Here is a 20854-nt window from a genome sequence, read left to right on the forward strand (position 1 = left end):
AAATCAAATACTAATAACCAAGCTATGCGCTTGGTTATTGGTGTGCCAATGCTTTTATATAAGATGCGCTTTGACTATTTAATATCGCGTTGGAGGAGTTCTGTTTTCAGTGCCAGTAGCTCTGGCAAGGTTTCGAGCAATAGGCTGATTTGCTTGAGCACCAGCTGCAAATGGCTGGATAAATTATCCTGTGCATTCAGTTGTTTTATTTTCAAAAGCTTCTGCTGAATTTCATCCAACGCTAAATTGGGTTGTAACAGGGAATCCGCGAGTGCAGTTTTACACCACTGTAGTAGGTCGAGTACTTGTGCATCTTGAACTTGTTCGCGGTGGCTACCCAAAGCAGACACATAACTCAGTTGGCTATGGCTATACACCAGATAGCGAAAGGCATAGTGAATCAGTTCAGGGTCAGGGTTTGGCTCTGTACTTAAACTGGAAATCATGCTGGCTAGCTCAGTTTGCGCATTATGTGCATCGCGCCGCGCATGGCGATAAGTCATGCTGTTGCTACGGCCACCGATATATTCATCCAGCACAGCATTAAAATACTGTAGCGTGGCTTGTGTGCTTTTTTTGATGGTGTTGGAAATATTGCGAAAGTCCCAGTCTGGCCAAATAAAGCTGACGGCAAACCAAGCAATCAGACAACCTAAAATCGTATCCATAATCCTTGGCAAAATAATGGCATAACCTGCGCCTTTTAAATTAAAAATCAGCAGTACCATGAGGGTCGCCATCAGCGTCGCCATGGCATATTTTTTGGCACTTAAATAGAAAAAGCACACCCCAAAAATAATTACCAACAATAATTGGCCTTCGGTACTCGGCACAAAATACAACACTGGAATGCCCAGTAATACACCCAGTACAGTGCCGAGCGTGCGCATTTTTAAGCGACTTTTGGTGGCAAAGTAACGCATTTGGCAAACGAATAAACTGGTCAGTAAAATCCAATAGCCATTTCGTGCAAAGGGTAAGAGTGAGATACCGTAGCCAACTGCAAAAACAAAGGCAATCCGCACTGCATGGCGAAACAGCGCCGACTGTGGCGTGAGATGCTGCTTCAGCTTAAGCCATAAATCACGGGTGCCATGAATGTCATCATCATATAAATTGAGTTGATCTAGCTGCTGCGGCAGATGTTCCTGCGGGCTGTTTAAATCATTTAAATGCGCAAAACGCTCCTGCATGCTGTCCAAATTATTCAGCACCAATTGTAGATTTTTTACTTCAATGTTGTGTGGATTATTCTGAATCCAGTCATGCATGGAGCTATGCAAATTCTGTAGTGCGATTGAGGCATTGGCGTTGGGCTGATAGACCTGACTATTTAAAATACACTGTGCCAGTTCCTCACACGCGATTGCCTGTAGGCGGATATTTTTTTGAATGCGGAAAATCAGATCTGTGCGGCTAAAATTAAGGTGAATCTGCTCATAATGCAGATAATTTGCGCTGACCTGTTCGTGCAGATCTTGCGCCAAAAAGTACAGTTTGAGCCAGTAAATGGTTTTTTGATTGGCACGAGAGGCTTTTAGCCGTGTGAGCAATGAGGCCTTTGTGCGATTTAAGCTATCCACCACCGCGCTATTTTGTAGTGGTAAGGCATATAAGAGTTCTTCAACATTGGCGCGATTATCTGGATCAAATAACAGTGACTTCGCATGTAGCACAGAGGCAATTTGTTTAAAGCAGCGTGCCAACTGATCTTGTACAGGCAGTGTCGGCTTAATCAGATAGAACACAATTGCGGTGGCGCCATACCACAGCGCACCTAAAACAAAAGCGCTGGGCTGAAAATACCACGGTGTGTATTCACCAAGGCCAAACATGGTGTAAATGGATAGCAAAATTGTGCCAAAAGAAATCGCAGCATAGCGCTGGCCGAGCGCTCCCATCAAAATGAGGCAGGCACTGGAGAATGACAAATATATGGCAAACAGCACGGGATAGGGATGCAAGGCATCTAAAATACTGCTTACGCTAAAAAATAAGATACACACATAGGCCAAATTACGGAGCCTGATGCTGAGTCGGTCATCAAAGTCTGTCAGTGCGGTGGCAATTGCACCCAGAGTCACAGGCACAATCAGGGTTTCTAACCCAAGAAAATGCAGTCCGAGCGTAGAACCACTCAGCACAATGCAAATTTGCACGCAATAAATTGCCAGTGCATTGGATTTAAAACCTTGTAGTAATGATGGTGGCAGATTCACGTTCAATTTTTACCTATATGGCTCTCAGCAGCATATTGCTTGCTAGCACGCAGGAAAATGTTGAGAACATAATCCCAACAGAAAACATTCATTCATCTCTGCATTTTAGAGTGAATTAGATGCAGAATTTTGTAAAGACTCAAAAATAATAGACACAAATCATGCCAAAAATAATCAAAAGTGATATTTGTCAGCCGAGGCAACGCAGTGATGCGCTGACAGAAAAGCGTAATTTAAAAATGGCACGTTCGATTCATGCCTATGTGCGAGGCAATACTGCCAAATACTATGACTGGCTTAAAGCTGCTGAAATCAGCTCGATACCGCAGGGGCCTGCAGTTTGGATTTGTGGTGACTGCCATACAGGAAATCTTGGGCCAGTGGCCAATGTAGAAGGTCAGATTGAAATTGAAATTCGAGATCTAGATCAAACGGTCATTGGCAATCCAGTGAATGATTTGATCCGTTTGGGATTATCGCTAGCAACAGCGCTTCGCAGTTCTGATTTGCCGGGCGTGGTTACCGCGCAAATGATTGAAGCGCTCTATGCAGGTTATGTACATGCACTGGAAAATGAAGGCCAGCCTACTGATTTAGTCAATCGGCCACGTGCTGTACATGGTGTTATGCAACAGGCTTATAAACGTACATGGAAAAGTTTGGCCAAAGAACGCTTGCAGGGCTTAGAACCCAAAATTGAGCTGGGGTCTAAGTTCTGGCCTTTACTCAAAAAAGAACATAAAGCAATCGAACAGCTGTTTCGTCAGGAGCATGTCAGTGACTTAGTTATGATGATTGGGCAACGCAGTGAGGCAGATCGTATTCACATGCTTGATGCGGCGTATTGGGTCAAAGGCTGTAGTTCTTTGGGACTGCTACGCTATATCGTGCTGATGGATACCAATCATCATCACATCAGTGAAGGCAGTGACCTTTGCCTCATGGATTTAAAAGAAGCCGCTCGCGCACTGGCGCCACGCTATACCGAAGCCTCTATGCCCAGAGACAATGCTGAGCGGATCGTCGAAGGCGCACGGCATTTATCGCCTTATTTAGGTAGCCGCATGCGCGCATCTCAGTTTTTAGATACTTCGGTCTTTATTCGAGAGCTCATGCCTCAGGATTTGAAGCTAGAAATTGAAGGTACCAATGAATTTGAAGCGCGAAATTTAGCCTTTTATTTGGCTTTTGTGGTTGGGCGGGCGCATGTGAGGCAAATGACACAAGTCGAACGTAAATCATGGATTAAAGAGCTGAAGCGCGCTCAATCTAAAACCATTGATGCGCCGTTTTGGTTGTGGCGTAGCATCGTGGAACTCATTAGCGAGCATGAGGCGGGTTACTTAGAGCATTGCAGACGCTATGCCCTAAGAAATCAGTTGAAATCAGGTGGATAAGGCCGTGAATCGTGGGCGCTATTTAGGTCATTGAGGACTGTGGATAAAATCAATTTTACCCACAGTTACTGCCATATCGCTTGATCTGTTTATCCGTGTGTTTATTGAATTACACCACATGCAATTCGATCACCACCACCGCCAAGCGCTTTTGGTGAGTCTGAATAGTTGTCACCGCCTGCATGAATCATAATGGCACGGCCTTGTACATCGGCCAGTTTTAAACGTGGCGCAACCAGCGTCACTTGTGCTGTACCGTCAGCCTGTACATTTAGTAATGGTAAGTCACCCAAGTGGCCTGTTAATGGCGTACCATGATTTGGGGCTTTATTCGGATTAAAATGGCTACCTGCAGCTAAAGCAGCGCCCATTTTTCCATCTTTGCTGGCAGGTGCACATGATCCGACTTCATGAATATGAAAACCATGTGGGCCCGCAGGCAATTGGCTCAGTTGTGTATGAAGCACTAAGCCAGACTGACTATCCTCCAAGTGAATCGTGCCAATAGCCACGCCAATACCAGCAGGTGTTACGGCATTAACGCTAACTTGTTGGCTGGGTGTGCCATCTTTTAAAGGTAGTGTACTGGCACAGCCCAGCATAAATAATGAACCGAATGAAAGGCCAACTAAGGTTTTCGTGGTTTTTTTAAAATTCAAATGTGGCATGTATACGTCCTTGGTGTATAGGGTCATAGCTCATTGAAACAGAGCTTTGCCTGAACTGCCATGTAAATTCGGTTTAGCTCTGTAACAAAAAAGGCAAGGGGATGAACCTTGCCTTAATATTATTGCGATGATGATATCGCCTAATTTTGATGCGCCTGATGATTTAGTTTTTTAGATCTGAATCATCATCTAAATCATGTGCTAGGGTAGCTTTTGGTACTTGTACAGGTTCAATATTGGCTTCATGTAGCCATTCACGCCAAATGGCCAACAACACCGCCAAAATCACTGGACCAATAAATAAACCGACCATGCCAAAGCTTGCCAGACCACCCAATACACCAAACATAATTAATAAGAATGGAATTTGTGTTGCACCCGAAATGACCAAAGGTCGAATCACGTTGTCTGCTGTACTGACAATACACACGCCCCATGCCATGACCCCAATCGCTTCAATGGTTTGACCTTGTGAAAATAGCCATAAGGATACTGAGGTATAAGCCACAGGTGGGCCAAATGGAATGAGTGCCAGTATAAAAGTAACTAAAGTGAGCAACATGGGGTTGGGCACACCTGCAACAAAGTAGCTAATGCCTGCTAAAGTGGCTTGTGCGACCGCTGTCAGACCTACACCATAAACAACTGCCCGTGTGGTGTCTGAAATGGTTGCCAAATAATGATGAATACGTGGACCAATCACTTTTTCTAAGGCTTTGCTGGCTTGGTCTAAAATGAGTTGACCATCACGGTAAAAGAAAAATAAAGACATGACGGCAAAACACAATTTAAAAATGTTTTTACTGACTTCATTAATTAAGGCTTTACCATAATTTAAATGACCCTGAACCCAAATTTGCACGGATTGAATAATACTGTTTGGGTCTGTATTTAAATCGTGTAGCGTACGGTTAATTTCTTTACCAATAATTGGCAAGTCACGTACAAATTGCGGTACGTTCAAATGCCCTGAAAATACTTGTTTTTGTAATTCATAATATAAATTACGGCCTTCGTGTTGGAGCAAGAAGATTGCAAAAATTACAGGTAAGCCAACGACCAATACCACCAGTAAGATCATCAGTGTAGCGCTGAGCGTGGCACGCCCTTTACAAGCATTTAAAATGCGCTGATACAGTGGCCATGTCATATAGGCAATAATTGCAGCCCAAACCACAGGCACAATAAAATATTTTAAGACATTAAAGCTTAAAAAGATCAGGACAAAAAACAATCCGAACAATAAGAATTTTTGTAAGGTAGGCGCGTATTGTTGCACTGAGTTCTCAGATGATTAAAGAGGACATGGTCCATATTAACTGAAAAAAACTACTCGAAAATGAGTATTTACCAATGAAAACCTTTTATTTTCACTTCACTTGATGACGAAAGTACAGTAAAAAGCGAGGGCTTAAAACCAGTCGCTTTCATCATCAATAATAGCATTCAATATAGGTTGCCATTGGTTTTGAATGCTAATGTAATTTTTTTGGGTTTTATCAAATACACTCAAGCCTTGCATGGCCAATTGACCATAAGCACTACGTTCAGAAATCCAAGCAACAGGTTGTTGTTCAATTTTGGCAAAAAAATCTTGAATATCTTTTGCACTGGTTGCATTGGGTTTGACACGGTTGGCGAGCAGTAAAATTTGAACTTTACCCTTACGAATCCGTTTAATGTCTTGAAGATGCTTTAGAAAACGGCGAGTTGAATCGATGTCAAAAAATGAGGGTTGTAGCGGGGTAATGATCGTGTGGGCTTCACTAATCAGTTGTTCGGCGTGTTCACCAGAAAGCGCGCCAGGGGCATCAATAATCAAATATTCAGTATTTTTGGGTGCATCGCCAATGGATTTTTCATGACGCCAATCGAGGCTTTGAATAGAAGCGACTTGTTCGGGGCGTTGCTTTAACCATTGCAAAGCTGATTTTTGATTGTCAGCATCGGCCAAAGCGACTTTATAGCCTTTTTGTGCCAGTGCAGAAGCTAAACTGATGGCTGTTATGGTTTTCCCGCATCCGCCTTTTTGATTGGCAACTAAAATTGTTTTCATGACCCAATAATGATTTTATTCTGCTCGGCCCTAGCATATCATTCTTTTGTGCAATGCATAGGACAGAAAACGAAAGTTGTAGTTGCAGTTTAAGCCATTGAATTAGGAAGAACAGATGTCGGTTTGGATGGCCATGTTGATTGGGGCATGCATTGGGGCGGTGTTGACTACGCTCATTTTAAGTAACTCGCGCAATGGACGTATTCGAGCAGAGTATGAAAAGTATATTGCCGAGTTGGAGTTAGAGCATCAGCAAGCATTAACCCATGCCCAAAAGCGTAGTGTAAATACCAGTCGCGCAGTATTAAAGGGCAAAATGGCAGAGCAACTGGCACCTATTATGCCTGAATTTCAGTACCTGCCGAGTGATGCCAAGTTTCTGGGCGATCCTGTCGATTATGTGGTCTTTGATGGTTATACCGATTATCGTGATGGGGATGGTCATGCAGATGATATTGAAGTGGTATTGATTGATATTAAAAGTGGTGGCGCACGGTTAACCAAAGGTCAGCAAGCAATCGCACAAGCAATCGCTGAGGGACGTGTACGTTTTGAAACCATAAGAATTAACTTTAATGACTAATTTGAGGGTACTTTTTTGAAGGTACTTTATTGTGCGCTGAACCATATCGTCATGCTGACGGGGGAGATAAATGCATGAAACAGTTGCTGATCGCCTTCACTTGTTTAGCATTGCTGATTTGGACCTGGCATGCGTATTTTAGAGAAATTCCACATTTGGAACAGCCGGGTGTTCTTAAAAATTTTCAGCTAGAAACACGCGGTGAATTTTCTGGAGATTTTACCGTTGCGGGTCAGCGTTTTTATTCGGCACAAAGAAGTGCGCTATTCCGTGCATCGGCATGGGTGGGGGAATATAACGATTTGGCTTATCTGAGCAATGTGGATGTATTGCTGGTACAGGGGATGTTGGCTAAAGCGAATACTTTGAAACAGGTCGATTTTAATCAGCACAGTCGGTGCTATGATTTTCAGCTCAAGCCGAACTCAAGCTTAACAGCAGATCAGGTCCGTGCAGACAGCCTCAATGTGAGTGCAATTGCTGCTAATGAGCGGATTACCAAGCAACTACGACGTTTAAAACCGGGTCAGCATGTGAAGTTACAAGGGCAATATGTCAATGTACAGCAACTGAAAACAGGCAAGCGCTTTGTGACAGGCATGAATATACCGCGACCTAGACCACAATGCAGTATCGTCAAAATTACCTATATTCAGCTGTTGTCTTAACGCTGCATTCAGTTGCAGGTTATTCATCAGCTTTTTACCGCCCGTGCCAACAACATGCGACGTCCAATGGATGGAATGCCCTCAGCATCAAAATATTGCAGTTCAGTAATTTCGAGGTCTGCATTTTTTAAAGCTTGTTCTATATTACGGTTTAAATGACAGCCATCGGCCACGCGTTTTTGTAGCGGGGTGAACAGATTTTGTAGGCGCTGGATGTTGTGATTTTCATTGTGTAAAACATGCTCAACCACATGGAAGGTGCCTCCTACTTTGAGTACGCGATACACTTCATCGAGTGCAAGTTCCACATCGGCAATACTACATAAGGTCCAAGTACAAACAATATGGTCTAAGCTACGATCTGCAAAAGGGAGTTTTTCAGCACTGGCCTGTATATGTTGAACCTCAAAAGGCGTTTCATGTATGCGCTGTGCTGCCAGTTGATAAATTTCAATATTGGGCTCTAGGGCATACACGGTATCTACTGCTTGATAAAATGCAAGATTCAATCCTGTACCAAAACCAATCTCTAAAACTTCACCTTGAATGGGCAACAGTAATTCACGGCGCTTATCCATTAAGCTGGGCACTTGCATGACTTGATTGAGTAAGTGTGGAAAGATATGTTGTTGATAAAATTTATAAATCATTGTTGCGCTATTATTATAAATGAATGGGAATGTTGCCAAGCTTAGTCGAATATGGCTCAAAAGATAAGACATATACCCGTCAATAGGGCTGAATTGTTACCAAGTTACTAATGTTTCTGCCGAATTTTTCCTTAATATAAGATTAGAAATAAATGATTAAGCAAGCGTTCAGTTTCAGGTGAGATGCTGATCATCGGTCTATTTGGGATTGAACATCCGCTGGATTGTATTAGTCGAAGGCATCGACTGCAAAGGCCTGAACGAAGCAATGAAAAGAGGTAACCCGATGATGAAAAAGATTTTACTCAGTACGGTATTGGCTTCAATACTGCTACAAACAGGTGCGCAGGCATCATCGGAATATAATATTGCCAAAGGTTTAGCACCGGTTGCTCAAGGGCAGTCTATTTCCACCTTACAGCCATTTTATGGTGACTTTCGAATTTTAGGTTCAAAAACCTATAGCAGTGATGAACAAGCTAAATTTTCACCTATCGATTATGCCGTGAGTTGGGGGCTATTTGCCGAGCCAGAAATTGCTCGCCGTATTAGCGTCAATCAATATGACCGCTATTTAAACTGGCGTATGGATAAAGTTCCCGTACCTGAAAAGCAGGCGATGATGATGGTGTCAAATATGCACATTATTCCTTCTAGCCCTGCGATTGCCAAAGAAATTAAAAAAGTTAAACGCGGTGATTTAGTCCGCTTAAAAGGTGATTTGGTCGAAATTAAAGACAAAGATTTGGTTTGGACCTCATCCTTAACCCCAACCGATACAGGGGATGGGGCTTGTGAAGTTTTTCGAGTAGATTCAATTCAATGGATTGAACGCGTTAAAAGTTAGATTTGAGTTGGCATCATCATGAAGTTACAAGCAATGGGTATGGCTTTGGTTTTGGCCTTAGGTTTGGGTGGGTGTAGTAGTTTGAGCTCAACGGTCGATGGTAAAAATCATATTTTTACGGGTAAGCAAAGCTGTCCAGCACTCTTAGAGATGGATCGTGGTCAAACACTTGAAGTCATATTAGATGAAAACCCAACCACAGGTTATGTCTGGCGCTTAACGAAAAGCCCTAAGCTATTTAAAGCTGAAGAATTGTTTAAATCGGATCAACCAAAGCAAAGTGATCCGCCTATTGTGGGCGTAGGTGGTCAAAAAACTTATCGTTTTACTGCACAACAAGCGGGTGAAGAGGTACTGCATATACAGCATGCACGACCGTGGGAAAAAACCTCGATTGACGAATGGCAGTGCCGAGTTAGAATTTCTTAAGCGATTAGAGTGTAGTCACGGTTTTTACGTACATTTCTACTGATCAAGCCAGCACGAATGCTGGCTTGATTGCTTTAAAGTCGAGTGAATATGATTGCTCAGCGCATAGGCTTATTTTGCAGTTAAGGCTTGGCCATCAAATTGAATGCCGTCCCAGCCATTGAGCATAAATTGGCGAATATTTTGGTGATCTGTCGCTTCTGGTGTTGCCAGTACAGATGCATAATGTTCAGCAAATAAACTTAAAGTTTGCGCTTGATCTAAGCCATTCAGCTGTGCAAAAGAAAATACTTTGGCACTGCCTTGGTTTTCATTGGCACCGTTGCTTTGCTGGCCATTTTGAAATGCTGTTGGCGTATGAACATAACGTGCTTCAATAAATGCAATCACGTCAGCAAATTTTGCTGTGCCAGCTTGAAGTTCTGCCAATAATTGTTGCGCCATAAATGAATCATCCGTAAAAAATGTAAATTAAGCTTTGCGAATATAGCAAGATTTTGCATTTAAATTGAGTGAATTTTGGTGCCGAATAGAAGTCAAAGTTCAGCTATAGTGACAGGCAGAACTTAGAAAAGTAGGCGAGATTGCCTCAAAAATAGATAGGAACATCCATGAATTGGTTATTGGTCGCCCTTGGGGGGGCAATAGGTGCAAGTCTGCGTTATGGCACAGGGCTTTGGTTGTATAAGCCGAGTGGTCTGTTTCCTTGGAGCACGTGGGTGATTAATTTACTTGGGTGTTTTATCGCAGGTATTTTTTTTGCACTTACGCAGAAATATCCCGTATTGCAACAAGAAACTCGTTTGTTTGTGATGGTCGGTATTTTAGGCGGGTTTACCACCTTTTCGAGTTTTGGCTTAGAAACCTTTCAATTGCTGAAACAGGCACAAACCAGTATTGCTTTGCTTTATGTAGGGTCGAGTGTGGTGTTGGGTGTAGTACTGTTGGCTTTGGGTTTTTATCTGTTTCAGTATTTGCTAAAAGTATAAATTGGCTGTGCACAGACAAAAAAAAGAAGTCTAAGCTGGAGGAGGGGGTCTTAGACTTCTTTAATAGTTTTACTTTAAAAGCAAAAGCTTAAAACAATATGAATTTAGTGTGAGCGTTTGAAACGCGCAAAACGTTTGTTAAAGCTTGCCACACGGCCTTCATTGCTGGTTTGACGTTGTTCACCCGTATAAAACGGATGTGATGCACTTGAAATATCTAAAGTGACATAAGGATATGTCTTACCTTCATATTCACGTGTTTGTGTCGTTTGTAATGTACTGCCAATCACAAAATACACATCAGCATTGGTGTCATGAAAAAGTACATCTTGGTATTGAGGATGAATATTCGGACGCATTGTTCTTCTCCTATCGCAGATTTCAAATTTAATGTTATGTTATATTGTAACATTAATATCTGCAAGCAGATTTACATTTCTTCACCAATGGAACTTTGGACAGGCGAATGTCAGCGCGATTTGTCATTTCATTACAAGCCATAAAAAAAAGCCCGATCGAGATCGAGCTTTTAAGGCAAATTCAAACTTAGGCCAGAGGGGGAATTAACTCTTCAAAAATATCATTTAAATTGTCATTCACTTTTAAATGAATAAGATTCCAGTAATGCCCAGACACGGTACGGTTGACCATAAGCGTATCAGGCGAAGGCTTAAACACATCCCAATATTTTAATGAAGGTTTAATCAGCTCAACACCATCATGATGTGCAGAGTTTTCGGCAAAGTCATATTGCGTTGTGAGTGGACGCATGAGCACTTCTAACCATTCTTTGTATAGGGCTTCTGGGAATTTTCCTTTTTCTGCCATTGAGTGCAGTGCATCTAGCTGGTTTTCAATTTCTGGAATATTTTCTGCACGTGCTGCACGTATTAATGCTTTAAATTGTTGTACTGTGTCATTGGATAAAATTTTAACGCCACCAAAGTCATAAATAATAACCGTACCATCTTCACGAAAGGCGAAGTTGCCCGGATGTGGGTCACAGTGAAAACGTTTTAAGAAGAAAATTTCTTGTCCCATAGCACGGAGTAAACGGCGACCCAATTCATTGCGGGTGTCTTGTGACCAAGTACTTGCTGTTTCTATGCTTTCGCCTTCTTCTAAGCTTAAAGTTAAAATATGGCGTGAAGAATAATCTTCATAGACTTGGGGAATGACAATCTTGCTATCGAGTGCTTCATGGAAGGTACGTGCAACGGCAAGGTTTTGTGCTTCAATTTGATAATTGAGTTCGTTATCTAAGCTTTCTTGTATCTCATGAAATAATTGATCTTGGAGTTTACGATCAATTTTTAATACGCCCATTAAGCGGAGTGCAAGGCGAACCTGTTTTAAGTCGCTTTCACAGGCTTCATCTACACCTGGGTATTGCACCTTGACCACAACTTGCTGGCCATTGGGCAAAGTCGCTTTGTGAACTTGGCCAATGGAGGCAGCGGCAAAGGGCACTTCATCAAAACTTTTGAATATCTCAAGAATGGGCTTGCCTAGTTCCTTTTCCACTTGCGCTTTAATATCGCTAAACGGCATAGGCGGTGCTTGACGTTGTAGTTTGCCTATAGCCTTTGCAACTTCGGGTGGGAAAATGTCTTTATATTGTGAGGCGATCTGTCCGACTTTCATGACAGCACCTTTCATGTCACCGAGGGTGTCGGCAATTTGTACCCCAATATCTTGAAATAATTTGCTGCGCGAAGCATTCTTTTGCTCTTCGTCGGCAGTGAGGTTTTTAATCGAATTTGAAACTGTCTTGCTGGCAATACTTGCAGTCATTCCCGCAAGTTTCATAAAGCGGCGACCGGGGGTGCTAGCCGATTTGGCCATGTGATGCTCCTCAAGATCATCATAAAATATGGTTTTGATCATAGGCGTTAATCAAGGTGTTGCCTACTTTAAAATGTTAAAGCTTTGTGTCTATGACGACATCAGGGTGTTAAATCAATCTTACTTACAGGCTATCAGGCAGTTTAAAGCTGATCGTTGTTTTGGCATCATTTTGCATTGTTGGCTCATGTGTATCGCTTAGCCATTCATGCAAAGTTTCTAAACTCAGCCTTACATCTTGTAGGATTAAGCTTAAAATAAGCTGAGTAACTCAGACGAAATTAGGCCATGAAAGTATATAAATATTTAACCGGTAAAGATGATGTGACCTTTTGTGCACGTGTGACCAAGGCCTTAAATGAAGGCTATGAGCTTTATGGTTCGCCAACCATGACCTTTAACGGTACAGATGTGATTGTGGGTCAAGCCATTATGAAAGAGGCAGAGGAAGCAGATGTGCCTGAGGGCTTAAAAAAAGCGTTGGCTGACTTGGGTTAGTTAAAGTACTGAGAAGAAAAGTCCATACGAGCCGTAACCGTATGGACAATCAAATTTAAAGCTGTGCGATACGTTTATTTATAATCATCAAACGGCTAATGAGTAAGATGCAGGCCACAGTTAAACCAACAATCAGTCCAATCCAAACACCCGCTGCGCCCATGTCGGTAAAGCGTGACAAATAAATACCCACAGGGAAGGCAATAATCCAATAGGCCAGCATGGTAATCCACATTGGGCCTTTAGTGTCTTGCATGCCACGTAGGCAACCTGCAGCACTCACTTGCCATGCATCCATCAATTGATAAGCAATTGCAAAGAGCACCAAGTACACCGCCAATACCGCAACATCATAGTCAAAGGTATAGAGCGACACAATTTCAGCGCGTAGTAGCCACAGCAGTAGCATGGTAATGAGTGCAAAAACGGTCCCTGTTGCCAGACCAACTATTTGTACACGGCGCATAGCAGCCCAGTTTTGACTGCCATAATACGTGCCCACCCGAATGGTGAGCGCAATGGCTAAAGACATAGGAATCATAAACAGCTGTGATGTGATGGAGATGGCAATTTGATGTGCAGCTACAGTCACTTCACCGAGTGGGCTGAGCACAATGGCGGCAGTACTAAAAATACTCACCTCAAAGAAAATCGCTAAGCCGATAGGAAAGCCCAGTGTAAAGATGCGTTTCATCCACACGGGGTCTAATTTTTCCCAGACCGCGAAAGGCTGGGTTTTTTTATAGGCACTGCCTTTAAATATATACAGTGCTAAAGCCAAGAACATCAGCCACTGCAAAATAGCAGTCGCAAAACCACAGCCTGCAGAGCCAAGCTCAGGCACTGGGCCGAGTCCATACATAAAGATAAAGTTCAGCGGCACCAGTACAGCAAGTGCAATTAAGCTAATGGCTGTGACAGGTTTAGGGTAGCCCAATGCTTCGGAATAACCGCGTAGGGCTGCATACATGGTCACCGCAGGCATACCAAAACCAATCGCATGTAAAAATAAGCTGGCTTTGGGGAGCAATGCTTCAGGTACACCTAAAATAGGGAGTAGAAAAGGTGCAACTTGTAAAATCAGGCAGGCAATGATTCCAAGAATAAAGGCAATCCATAAAGACTGGCGAGCAATGGTGGCAATTTTTTCAGGTGTACGCGCACCATTGGCTTCTGCGACTAAAGGCGTTGTGGCAATCATGATGCCACTAAACAGTAGCATAATCGGAATCCATAGCCCGACACCAACTGCAATAGCAGCCAAATCATTCGCAGACAAATGGCCAGCCATAATGGTATCAATCAAACCAAAACCTGCTTGCGCAAATTGGGTGATTAAGATGGGAATCATCAAGCGGAACAGTTGCTTTAATTCAAAGCGGGTTGTTGTGACAGTAGACACAGAACATACTCTTTCTTTGAGGTGCTTAGGTATGAGGTCTTAGCGTTGTAAAGTGAGAAGCACACCAATAAAAATCACCACGCCACCTAAAAGGCGCTGCCAATGAATAGGAGTTTTTTCATTACCCAATAAGCCGTATTGGTCAATAAACATTGATATGGCAATTTGGCCAAAAATAATCAGGCCAGATAGGCTTAAAAAACCTAATTTGGGTGCCGTATAAATACTGATGCTAATGGCATATACACCTAAGCATCCACCCAGCCATAAAAACCAAGGAATCTGTAGGAGGGTTTCAAGGTTGGGCTTTTCGACAGGTTGAAAAAACACAAGGACAGCAAGCACTATTGTACCTATCAAAAACGATAATAGGGCGGCTTGTAATGGAGAATATAAATATTCACGCAATTGGCTGTTAATTGCAGTTTGAATGGTCATGGCGATGCCAATACCCATCGCAAGTGGGAGTAAATACAGTAGGTGGCTACTTATTTTCATTTTCTTATCTGTAAATTTTTTTAATTTGATTGAGTGTACTGCATAAAACTTCAGAACAGAAATATAGAATGCCTTAGTGTGTTTATGGACTCATGCTAAAATATTCATCTTCTCTTTTTTCATTTGAGCATTCTCCTTGGCTGAACTCATTCCTGCAAATATTCCGATGTCTTTATACATTCACATGCCGTGGTGCGTGCGAAAATGTCCATACTGTGACTTTAACTCGCATGCAGTACCCAATGGTGAACTGTCTTTAGATCTAGAAAAAGAATATTTACAGGCGCTGGTTGAGGACTTTAAAACGCAAGTCGATTTTGCCCAAGGCCGTGCGGTACACAGCGTATTTATTGGGGGTGGCACGCCATCTTTGATTTCCGCAAAAGGTTATCAATGGTTATTTGAACAGCTCAAAAGCATTATTCCATTTGAAGATGGCTGTGAAATTACTTTAGAAGCCAATCCGGGCACAGTGGAACATGATCCTTTTGCGGGCTATTTAGAGGCAGGGATTAACCGCTTGTCGATCGGCGTACAAAGTTTTAATACCGATCAGCTGAAAAAATTAGGCCGTATTCATTCTAACGATGACGCAATTTCTGCGATTCAGCATGCTAAAGAAGCAGGTTTTGAGCGTGTGAATGTTGACCTCATGCATGGTTTGCCAGAGCAAACGATTGAGCAAGCCTTATTGGACTTAAAACTGGCAGTAGAAAATGGCGCGACGCATGTGTCATGGTATCAGTTAACGATTGAACCGAATACGGTTTTTTTCCGCACACAGCCGATCTTGCCAGTTGATGATGTATTGGAAGAGATTCAAGCACAGGGTGAGGCCTATTTAAAAGCACAGGGCTTTATCAATTATGAAGTTTCGGCTTGGCGTAAAGAAAAGCCTTCGGCGCATAACCTGAATTACTGGCAGTTTGGCGATTACCTTGCGATTGGTGCAGGCGCACATGGCAAAGTGACACAGCCAGATGGGGTGTATCGCTATCAGAAAACCCGCTTGCCGAAAGACTATTTAGCCAAAGTGCCAGCAGAGCATTTGCAATTTAAAAAAATTGAACAAGAGGATATGCCATTTGAATTTATGATGAATGCCTTGCGTTTGAATCATGGGGTGGATGCTGCACTTTATGCGGAACGTGCAGGATTAAGTTTAGATGGTTTAAAGGAGCTTTTAAATTCCTTACGTGAGCGCAAGTTAATGGTGGCTGATGAAAATGTGCTGTCATGTACAGAGCAGGGGCATATCTTTTTAAATTCAGTACTGGAAGAGTTTCTTTAATACATCATTGAATGCTGTTAAGGATATTGAGTCGCAATGTGAATCAACTATAAAAAAGCCCAATGTAATGAATTGGGCTTTTTTATAGACTTTAAATTCTTGGCTAAAGTTGCCGAGATGATTTACAGCGCTGTAGTGATAATAAGAGTATTACCATTGATGGCTGTAGGATACTTTTAGGGTTGCGCCATTAGCTACCAGATGGCTGGTATTGTCGCCAGATCTGAGTAATTGGCTGTAGAGTGGATAGTATTTACGGTTGAACATATTTTCTAAGCCAATGGTGACAGTGTCCTGTTTATTCAGGCTAAAGCGACTGATTAAATCCGCAGTAGTGTAGGATTTTACATCGTAGCGACCAAAGCCATTTTGACCATTTAAGCGGTAATCTTTGGCACCAAAATAAGTTGCTTGTATGCGGTTCGTCCATGTTTCTGTTGGACTATAAGATACATACGCTGTCAGTTTCAGTGGTGGAATTCTAAAACCTGTCATATCCTGCGCAGTGCTCGTATTCTGGGGTGTTTCACGTCCTTGCATCCAAGTGAGTGTAGCGCCCGTACCCCAAATGCTGGCGTCATCCAAATAATCAATGGTTGCTTCAACACCAGTAATTTTTTCTTTGGTACGCGCCAGAACTAGGCCATTATTAAAGGATTGCACTCCACCTAAATCTGATGTCGATTGGAATACTGCTAAGCTAGATGAGAGGTTGTCAAAATGACCTTTCCAACCTAGTTCGTAGTTGTCAACTTTGACGGGTTGAAGAAATGAGGACGACAGGTTGAAGCCGACACCTGCATTTCGAATCACCAAGCCTGCGTCTGGTAGTTGGAAGCCCTGATTAAATGATGCATAAATTGAATGCTGATCGGTCGGGGAGAAGGTGATATTTGCATTATATAGCCAAGCATCTGCGGTAGCTTTGCCACTTGGTACGGTATACGGATTAGCACTGCCTAATTGTGATAAAGGCACAAAACTATCAATTTCAGCATAACTGTCTTCATACCTTGTGCCAACTTCTGCTGACCATTGTTCATTAAAGCGGTGCTTTAATTGAGCAAAGCCTCCCATACTTTGTGTTGTCAGTTCAGGTAAATACATAAGACTGCCTGTTTTAACAAATTCTAAGCCACCAGACTGATCATAAATTTGCGCATCAAAGATGTCTAAAGGCATTTTGCTTTTTTCACGGCTAAAGTCACCACCCCAAACCAATGAAGTATCACCTATAAAATCTAAGGGAGTGGTCACTGTTAAGCGACTTCCCAAGACATTATTTTCTTGGTAAATCTGGTCGACTTGTTTGCCACGATTGGCATTATTACGTGCATCAAATGGCGAGAAACGAGTAAAGAAATCTCGATAATAAAGTTGAGCATCGACCTGATTGCCAAACAGGTCTTTGTGGGTATAAGTTAAGTTATAAATTTGGTTTTCATTTTTATTTTGATCTTTGAGTCTGAGACCTTTAATGGCTTTTGCGGGTACACTGCCTAAAGGTGAATTTTTCACGCTCGGATCAGCAGCATAGTCTGAGTCCTGCTCGGCATTATAATAATTGGCAGCCAACTGTAAGTATTGATTGTTATCTAGGTGATAGCCAATTTTAGCCCCAATACTGTAAGCATCCGCATCAAATAAATCGCCTTGACTTGGTTCAGGTGCAACGCGATCACCGCTGGCATCATAGGGACTACCAATACGTTGATAGCCAAAATCTAAGGCATAGTCGAGATTATTGGTACTGCCTGAGAAGTATTGGTGAACATCGCCACTTAAGGCATCTGAGCGGAAATTACTTAAAGGGGTTTGTAAGCCAATTACAGTTTTTGCTGTGGGTTCACCCCCTGCAGATTTTGTGGTTATGGAAATGATACCGCCCGCTGCACCACTGCCGTAAATGGCATTACTACCTCGTATAACTTCAATACTTTTTATACTTTCAGGATCAATTGCAGAAAGTCCGCGTGAAGTATCCCGTGTGAGGTTCATTGGAACACCATCGACCAAGATTAAGGCGTTACGCCCGCGTAAGGTTTGGCCATAATCGGTGATGGTTCGGCTTGAATCTGATAAGCCTGGTACAGCTTTGGCTAAAACTGAAGCTAAGCTACCTGAAGATCCATTTTTGAGTAATTCAATTTCTTTTTCATTTAATTTAGTCACTTGCTTGGAGTTTTCTTGAACAGCATCAGAGCGTGAGGCGGTCACAGAAATCGTTTCAAGTTGCTGAACAGGAGCATTTTTCGTTGATGTATTCTCTAGTAACTCATTTGCATAACTGAGAGGGCTCAAAAAAATACTCGCACATGATGCGAGTGGAAGAATATGCCGTTGGTAGATGTATTTCTTTTGCATTTAATTGACACCCTTTTTTAAAATTTTAGTAAATAATAATCATTATTGAATGAAAAGCAATCATTAATCATTTTGAGTATCCATTCATTTAAGTTGGATGGAATCAAATGAAATACACAGAGTAATTGCCAGATTTAGACGCTTTATTTAATTCGGCATTTTTAGGATGTATGGCATGCGAGTACGTAATACAAGCAAAGATTACAGGATAAAAAAGAGCGCCGAAGCGCTCTTATTTTATTGAGAATATGATCACTTAGTAATCAAAGCTGAAATGCTCTGGTGCTAAAGATGTCATTGTTTTAGATGGGTTGACCATCGCTTCAGCATGACCTTGGGTACGTGGCAATAGGCGTTCGAAGTAGAAGTCAGCCAATTTGATTTTTGCTTTATAGAACTCTGGTACTTCTTGGCCTTCGCCAGAAGCCAATTTTGCAGAAGCAACGGCAGCTTGTTGCGCCCAGTAGAATGCCATCATGGCATAGCCAGAGAACATCAAGTAATCGACAGATGCAGACGATACGATGTCGCGGTCTTTACGCGCAGCCAACATAATACGAACAGTCAATGCGTTCCACTGTGCACAGATTTTAGTTAAATCCCATGCAAAACGACGCATATATTTATTACGTGCATGTACGCCACAGAATTTTAAGATTTCAGCAGTATAGTCGCGTACGACTTTTCCTTTAGACGATAACAACACTTTACGACCAATTAAATCCAGTGCTTGTACGCCCGTTGTACCTTCGTATAGGGTTGAAATACGTGAGTCACGTACGATTTGCTCCATGCCCCATTCTTTAATATAACCATGACCGCCGTAAACTTGCATACCGTGGTTTGCAGCTTCATAACCCAATTCGGTTAAGAAACCTTTCAAGATTGGGGTATAGAAACCAAGCTTGTCATCATATTCTTCAAACTTTGCTTGATTGCCTTGAGCTAAAGAATCTGCCATTTTGTCTGCCAACTGTGCAGCATGATAAATCATGGCACGGCCACCTTCAGCAATGGCTTTTTGAGTTAACAGCATACGGCGTACGTCCGCATGGTGAATAATTGCATCAGCTACTTTATCTGGATCTTTTTTACCAGATAGCGCACGCATAGACATACGGTCTTTCGCGTATGGTAATGCACCTTGGAATGCCAATTCAGCATGTGCCAAACCTTGTACCGCCGTACCAATGCGGGCTGTATTCATGAAGGTAAACATAGCATGTAAACCTTTGTGCATTTCACCAATCAAGTAGCCTTTCGCACTGTCAAAGTTCAGTACAGCTGTTGCAGAAGCGCGGATCCCCATTTTGTGTTCAATAGAACCACAAGTCACAGGGTTACGTTCACCTACACCACCATCTGCAGTTGGAATGAACTTAGGAACGATGAACAGAGAAATACCGCGTGTGCCTGCAGGTGCATCTGGAAGGCGAGCAAGCACAATATGAATAATGTTTTCTGTTAGGTCATGCTCACCTGCAGAAATAAAGATTTTTGTACCTGTAATGGCATAAGTACCGTCAGCATTTGGCTCAGCTTTGGTTTTTACTTGGCCCAAATCTGTACCACATTGAGGTTCAGTTAAGCACATTGTGCCCGACCAAGTACCTGCAGTGAGGTGAGGCATATAGGTATTTTTTTGTTCTTCTGTACCAAATTGCATGATGGTGTTCATGCAGCCCATGCTGAGGCCAGGGTACATGGTAAATGACCAGTTCGCTGTACCCATCATTTCAGATTTGATCAGGTTAAGCGACATTGGTAAGCCTTGACCACCAAATTCTTCTGGATAAGACAGACCTTGCCAACCACCTTGAACAAATTGGTCGTACGCGTCTTTAAAACCTTTTGGTGTTTTTACTTCACCATTTTCAAAGTGACAGCCTTCTTCATCACCACTTTGGTTTAGAGGAGAAAGTACATTTTCACAAAAATCGGCAGCACCTTCTAAAATCATGTCTACAGTGTCAGCGTCTGCAAGGTCACCGTTAGATAAAGTTTTAAAATGTGCAGGGAAGTCGAATACTTCGTTCATTAAGAAACGAATGTCGTGTAAAGGAGCTTTATAAGCAGGCATAATTTAATCCTAATTTAAAATAGTTTTGGATTATCTGGTTCGATGATTTGATTATTCACAATAATGATTAAATTACATTGATAGCATAGACTGATCAAACTGTCAGAAATGCGAATTGCTGAAATATTTTTGCAATACAATTGTTGGTTTAATTACAACAAAAAATCAAAAAATATTGAATTAATGATTATTTTTAATGAGATAAAACAATATAAAACAGATGTATATTTAATTATATGCTGACTGTGTATGGGTATTTAAAGTTTTGAATGAAGATCGCATGAACTCATTTTATTTTTGTCATTATGATCAAAATGACTGCATGGGAAAAATTGTGTAAATGCCCCACGGCCCAACAAATATGCGCCAT

The 20854-nt window shown here is 42.1% G+C and carries 20 protein-coding genes; 8 read left to right on the plus strand and 12 right to left on the minus strand.

The genetic code is table 11. The annotated features are described in order from the left end of the window. Positions 1-74: 74 nt before the first annotated feature. On the minus strand, positions 75-2219 hold the full coding sequence (yccS, locus tag HYG93_RS00900; RefSeq protein ID WP_178961665.1) for a YccS family putative transporter: 2145 nt from the start codon (positions 2217-2219) through the stop codon (positions 75-77). Positions 2220-2380: 161 nt separating this feature from the next. Here yccS and HYG93_RS00905 point away from each other — a divergent pair, with 161 nt between their 5' ends. Beyond that, positions 2381-3616 (plus strand): DUF2252 family protein, encoded by a 1236-nt coding sequence (locus HYG93_RS00905; protein ID WP_120365222.1) that lies wholly within the window; start codon positions 2381-2383, stop codon positions 3614-3616. 101 nt (positions 3617-3717) lie between these two features. Here HYG93_RS00905 and sodC read toward each other — a convergent pair whose 3' ends face one another. From sodC to HYG93_RS00920, 3 genes are all read right to left on the minus strand, one after another. Next, positions 3718-4284, minus strand: a complete 567-nt coding sequence (gene sodC / locus HYG93_RS00910) for a superoxide dismutase family protein (RefSeq protein WP_120365221.1) — start codon at positions 4282-4284, stop codon at positions 3718-3720. Positions 4285-4447: 163 nt separating this feature from the next. After that, positions 4448-5563, minus strand: coding sequence for an AI-2E family transporter (locus HYG93_RS00915; protein WP_120364481.1), 1116 nt, complete (start codon positions 5561-5563; stop codon positions 4448-4450). A gap of 132 nt (positions 5564-5695) precedes the next feature. Next, complete coding sequence (locus HYG93_RS00920) at positions 5696-6340, minus strand: ParA family protein (protein ID WP_106983988.1); 645 nt, start codon at positions 6338-6340, stop codon at positions 5696-5698. Between the two features lie 115 nt (positions 6341-6455). Between HYG93_RS00920 and HYG93_RS00925 the strand changes: the two genes are divergently transcribed. Together HYG93_RS00925 and HYG93_RS00930 are read left to right on the plus strand one after the other, a co-directional pair. Further along, positions 6456-6923 carry a Holliday junction resolvase-like protein gene (locus HYG93_RS00925; RefSeq protein ID WP_120364480.1) on the plus strand — a complete coding sequence of 156 codons (468 nt, stop codon included), beginning with the start codon at positions 6456-6458 and terminating at the stop codon, positions 6921-6923. 74 nt (positions 6924-6997) lie between these two features. Further along, positions 6998-7591 (plus strand): hypothetical protein, encoded by a 594-nt coding sequence (locus HYG93_RS00930; protein WP_120364479.1) that lies wholly within the window; start codon positions 6998-7000, stop codon positions 7589-7591. A 26-nt stretch (positions 7592-7617) separates the two neighbouring features. Here the strand turns inward: HYG93_RS00930 and HYG93_RS00935 are convergent, their stop codons facing one another. Then, entirely contained in the window at positions 7618-8241 is a 624-nt protein-coding gene (locus HYG93_RS00935; RefSeq protein WP_106983991.1) for a class I SAM-dependent methyltransferase, read from the minus strand. Between the two features lie 289 nt (positions 8242-8530). Here HYG93_RS00935 and HYG93_RS00940 point away from each other — a divergent pair, with 289 nt between their 5' ends. Next, positions 8531-9088, plus strand: a complete 558-nt coding sequence (locus HYG93_RS00940) for a hypothetical protein (RefSeq protein ID WP_372658411.1) — start codon at positions 8531-8533, stop codon at positions 9086-9088. 18 nt (positions 9089-9106) lie between these two features. Then, positions 9107-9517: a protease inhibitor I42 family protein gene (locus HYG93_RS00945; protein WP_121531513.1), complete on the plus strand. Its 411-nt coding sequence runs from the start codon at positions 9107-9109 to the stop codon at positions 9515-9517. Positions 9518-9628: 111 nt separating this feature from the next. Here HYG93_RS00945 and HYG93_RS00950 read toward each other — a convergent pair whose 3' ends face one another. After that, positions 9629-9961, minus strand: coding sequence for a HopJ type III effector protein (locus HYG93_RS00950; RefSeq protein ID WP_117007416.1), 333 nt, complete (start codon positions 9959-9961; stop codon positions 9629-9631). A 167-nt stretch (positions 9962-10128) separates the two neighbouring features. Between HYG93_RS00950 and crcB the strand changes: the two genes are divergently transcribed. Next, positions 10129-10506 (plus strand): fluoride efflux transporter CrcB, encoded by a 378-nt coding sequence (crcB, locus tag HYG93_RS00955; protein ID WP_178961667.1) that lies wholly within the window; start codon positions 10129-10131, stop codon positions 10504-10506. Positions 10507-10610: 104 nt separating this feature from the next. On the opposite strand, the gene HYG93_RS00960 is transcribed toward crcB, so the two are convergent. Together HYG93_RS00960 and HYG93_RS00965 are read right to left on the minus strand one after the other, a co-directional pair. Next, positions 10611-10865, minus strand: coding sequence for a type B 50S ribosomal protein L31 (locus tag HYG93_RS00960; RefSeq protein WP_106983995.1), 255 nt, complete (start codon positions 10863-10865; stop codon positions 10611-10613). 187 nt (positions 10866-11052) lie between these two features. Further along, entirely contained in the window at positions 11053-12351 is a 1299-nt protein-coding gene (locus HYG93_RS00965) for an AarF/ABC1/UbiB kinase family protein (protein ID WP_117007418.1), read from the minus strand. A gap of 288 nt (positions 12352-12639) precedes the next feature. Between HYG93_RS00965 and HYG93_RS00970 the strand changes: the two genes are divergently transcribed. Continuing rightward, positions 12640-12849 (plus strand): DUF1737 domain-containing protein, encoded by a 210-nt coding sequence (locus HYG93_RS00970; RefSeq protein ID WP_117007419.1) that lies wholly within the window; start codon positions 12640-12642, stop codon positions 12847-12849. A gap of 55 nt (positions 12850-12904) precedes the next feature. On the opposite strand, the gene HYG93_RS00975 is transcribed toward HYG93_RS00970, so the two are convergent. Together HYG93_RS00975 and HYG93_RS00980 are read right to left on the minus strand one after the other, a co-directional pair. After that, on the minus strand, positions 12905-14200 hold the full coding sequence (locus HYG93_RS00975; protein ID WP_120364491.1) for an MATE family efflux transporter: 1296 nt from the start codon (positions 14198-14200) through the stop codon (positions 12905-12907). 90 nt (positions 14201-14290) lie between these two features. Continuing rightward, positions 14291-14749, minus strand: a complete 459-nt coding sequence (locus HYG93_RS00980) for a DMT family transporter (protein ID WP_120365218.1) — start codon at positions 14747-14749, stop codon at positions 14291-14293. 136 nt (positions 14750-14885) lie between these two features. On the opposite strand from HYG93_RS00980, the gene hemW reads away from it, so the two are divergent. After that, positions 14886-16040, plus strand: coding sequence for a radical SAM family heme chaperone HemW (hemW, locus tag HYG93_RS00985; RefSeq protein ID WP_117007421.1), 1155 nt, complete (start codon positions 14886-14888; stop codon positions 16038-16040). 150 nt (positions 16041-16190) lie between these two features. Here hemW and HYG93_RS00990 read toward each other — a convergent pair whose 3' ends face one another. Together HYG93_RS00990 and HYG93_RS00995 are read right to left on the minus strand one after the other, a co-directional pair. Next, positions 16191-18404: a TonB-dependent receptor gene (locus tag HYG93_RS00990; protein ID WP_178961671.1), complete on the minus strand. Its 2214-nt coding sequence runs from the start codon at positions 18402-18404 to the stop codon at positions 16191-16193. A 256-nt stretch (positions 18405-18660) separates the two neighbouring features. After that, on the minus strand, positions 18661-20484 hold the full coding sequence (locus HYG93_RS00995; RefSeq protein ID WP_121531515.1) for an acyl-CoA dehydrogenase C-terminal domain-containing protein: 1824 nt from the start codon (positions 20482-20484) through the stop codon (positions 18661-18663). Positions 20485-20854 lie beyond the last annotated feature (370 nt).

Origin of the sequence: Acinetobacter sp. SwsAc6, assembly GCF_013391565.1 — a bacterium.
GTDB lineage: Bacteria > Pseudomonadota > Gammaproteobacteria > Pseudomonadales > Moraxellaceae > Acinetobacter > Acinetobacter cumulans.

Excerpts from the sequence above, each read along its gene's own strand:
- HYG93_RS00905 (WP_120365222.1), top strand. The coding sequence starts at position 2,381 with ATGCCAAAAATAATCAAAAGTGATATTTGTCAGCCGAGGCAACGCAGT.
- sodC (WP_120365221.1), bottom strand. The coding sequence starts at position 4,284 with ATGCCACATTTGAATTTTAAAAAAACCACGAAAACCTTAGTTGGCCTT.
- HYG93_RS00920 (WP_106983988.1), bottom strand. The coding sequence starts at position 6,340 with ATGAAAACAATTTTAGTTGCCAATCAAAAAGGCGGATGCGGGAAAACC.
- HYG93_RS00925 (WP_120364480.1), top strand. The coding sequence starts at position 6,456 with ATGTCGGTTTGGATGGCCATGTTGATTGGGGCATGCATTGGGGCGGTG.
- HYG93_RS00930 (WP_120364479.1), top strand. The coding sequence starts at position 6,998 with ATGAAACAGTTGCTGATCGCCTTCACTTGTTTAGCATTGCTGATTTGG.
- HYG93_RS00935 (WP_106983991.1), bottom strand. The coding sequence starts at position 8,241 with ATGATTTATAAATTTTATCAACAACATATCTTTCCACACTTACTCAAT.
- HYG93_RS00940 (WP_372658411.1), top strand. The coding sequence starts at position 8,531 with ATGAAAAAGATTTTACTCAGTACGGTATTGGCTTCAATACTGCTACAA.
- HYG93_RS00945 (WP_121531513.1), top strand. The coding sequence starts at position 9,107 with ATGAAGTTACAAGCAATGGGTATGGCTTTGGTTTTGGCCTTAGGTTTG.
- HYG93_RS00950 (WP_117007416.1), bottom strand. The coding sequence starts at position 9,961 with ATGGCGCAACAATTATTGGCAGAACTTCAAGCTGGCACAGCAAAATTT.
- crcB (WP_178961667.1), top strand. The coding sequence starts at position 10,129 with ATGAATTGGTTATTGGTCGCCCTTGGGGGGGCAATAGGTGCAAGTCTG.
- HYG93_RS00960 (WP_106983995.1), bottom strand. The coding sequence starts at position 10,865 with ATGCGTCCGAATATTCATCCTCAATACCAAGATGTACTTTTTCATGAC.
- HYG93_RS00965 (WP_117007418.1), bottom strand. The coding sequence starts at position 12,351 with ATGGCCAAATCGGCTAGCACCCCCGGTCGCCGCTTTATGAAACTTGCG.
- HYG93_RS00970 (WP_117007419.1), top strand. The coding sequence starts at position 12,640 with ATGAAAGTATATAAATATTTAACCGGTAAAGATGATGTGACCTTTTGT.
- HYG93_RS00975 (WP_120364491.1), bottom strand. The coding sequence starts at position 14,200 with ATGATTCCCATCTTAATCACCCAATTTGCGCAAGCAGGTTTTGGTTTG.
- HYG93_RS00980 (WP_120365218.1), bottom strand. The coding sequence starts at position 14,749 with ATGAAAATAAGTAGCCACCTACTGTATTTACTCCCACTTGCGATGGGT.
- HYG93_RS00990 (WP_178961671.1), bottom strand. The coding sequence starts at position 18,404 with ATGCAAAAGAAATACATCTACCAACGGCATATTCTTCCACTCGCATCA.
- HYG93_RS00995 (WP_121531515.1), bottom strand. The coding sequence starts at position 20,484 with ATGCCTGCTTATAAAGCTCCTTTACACGACATTCGTTTCTTAATGAAC.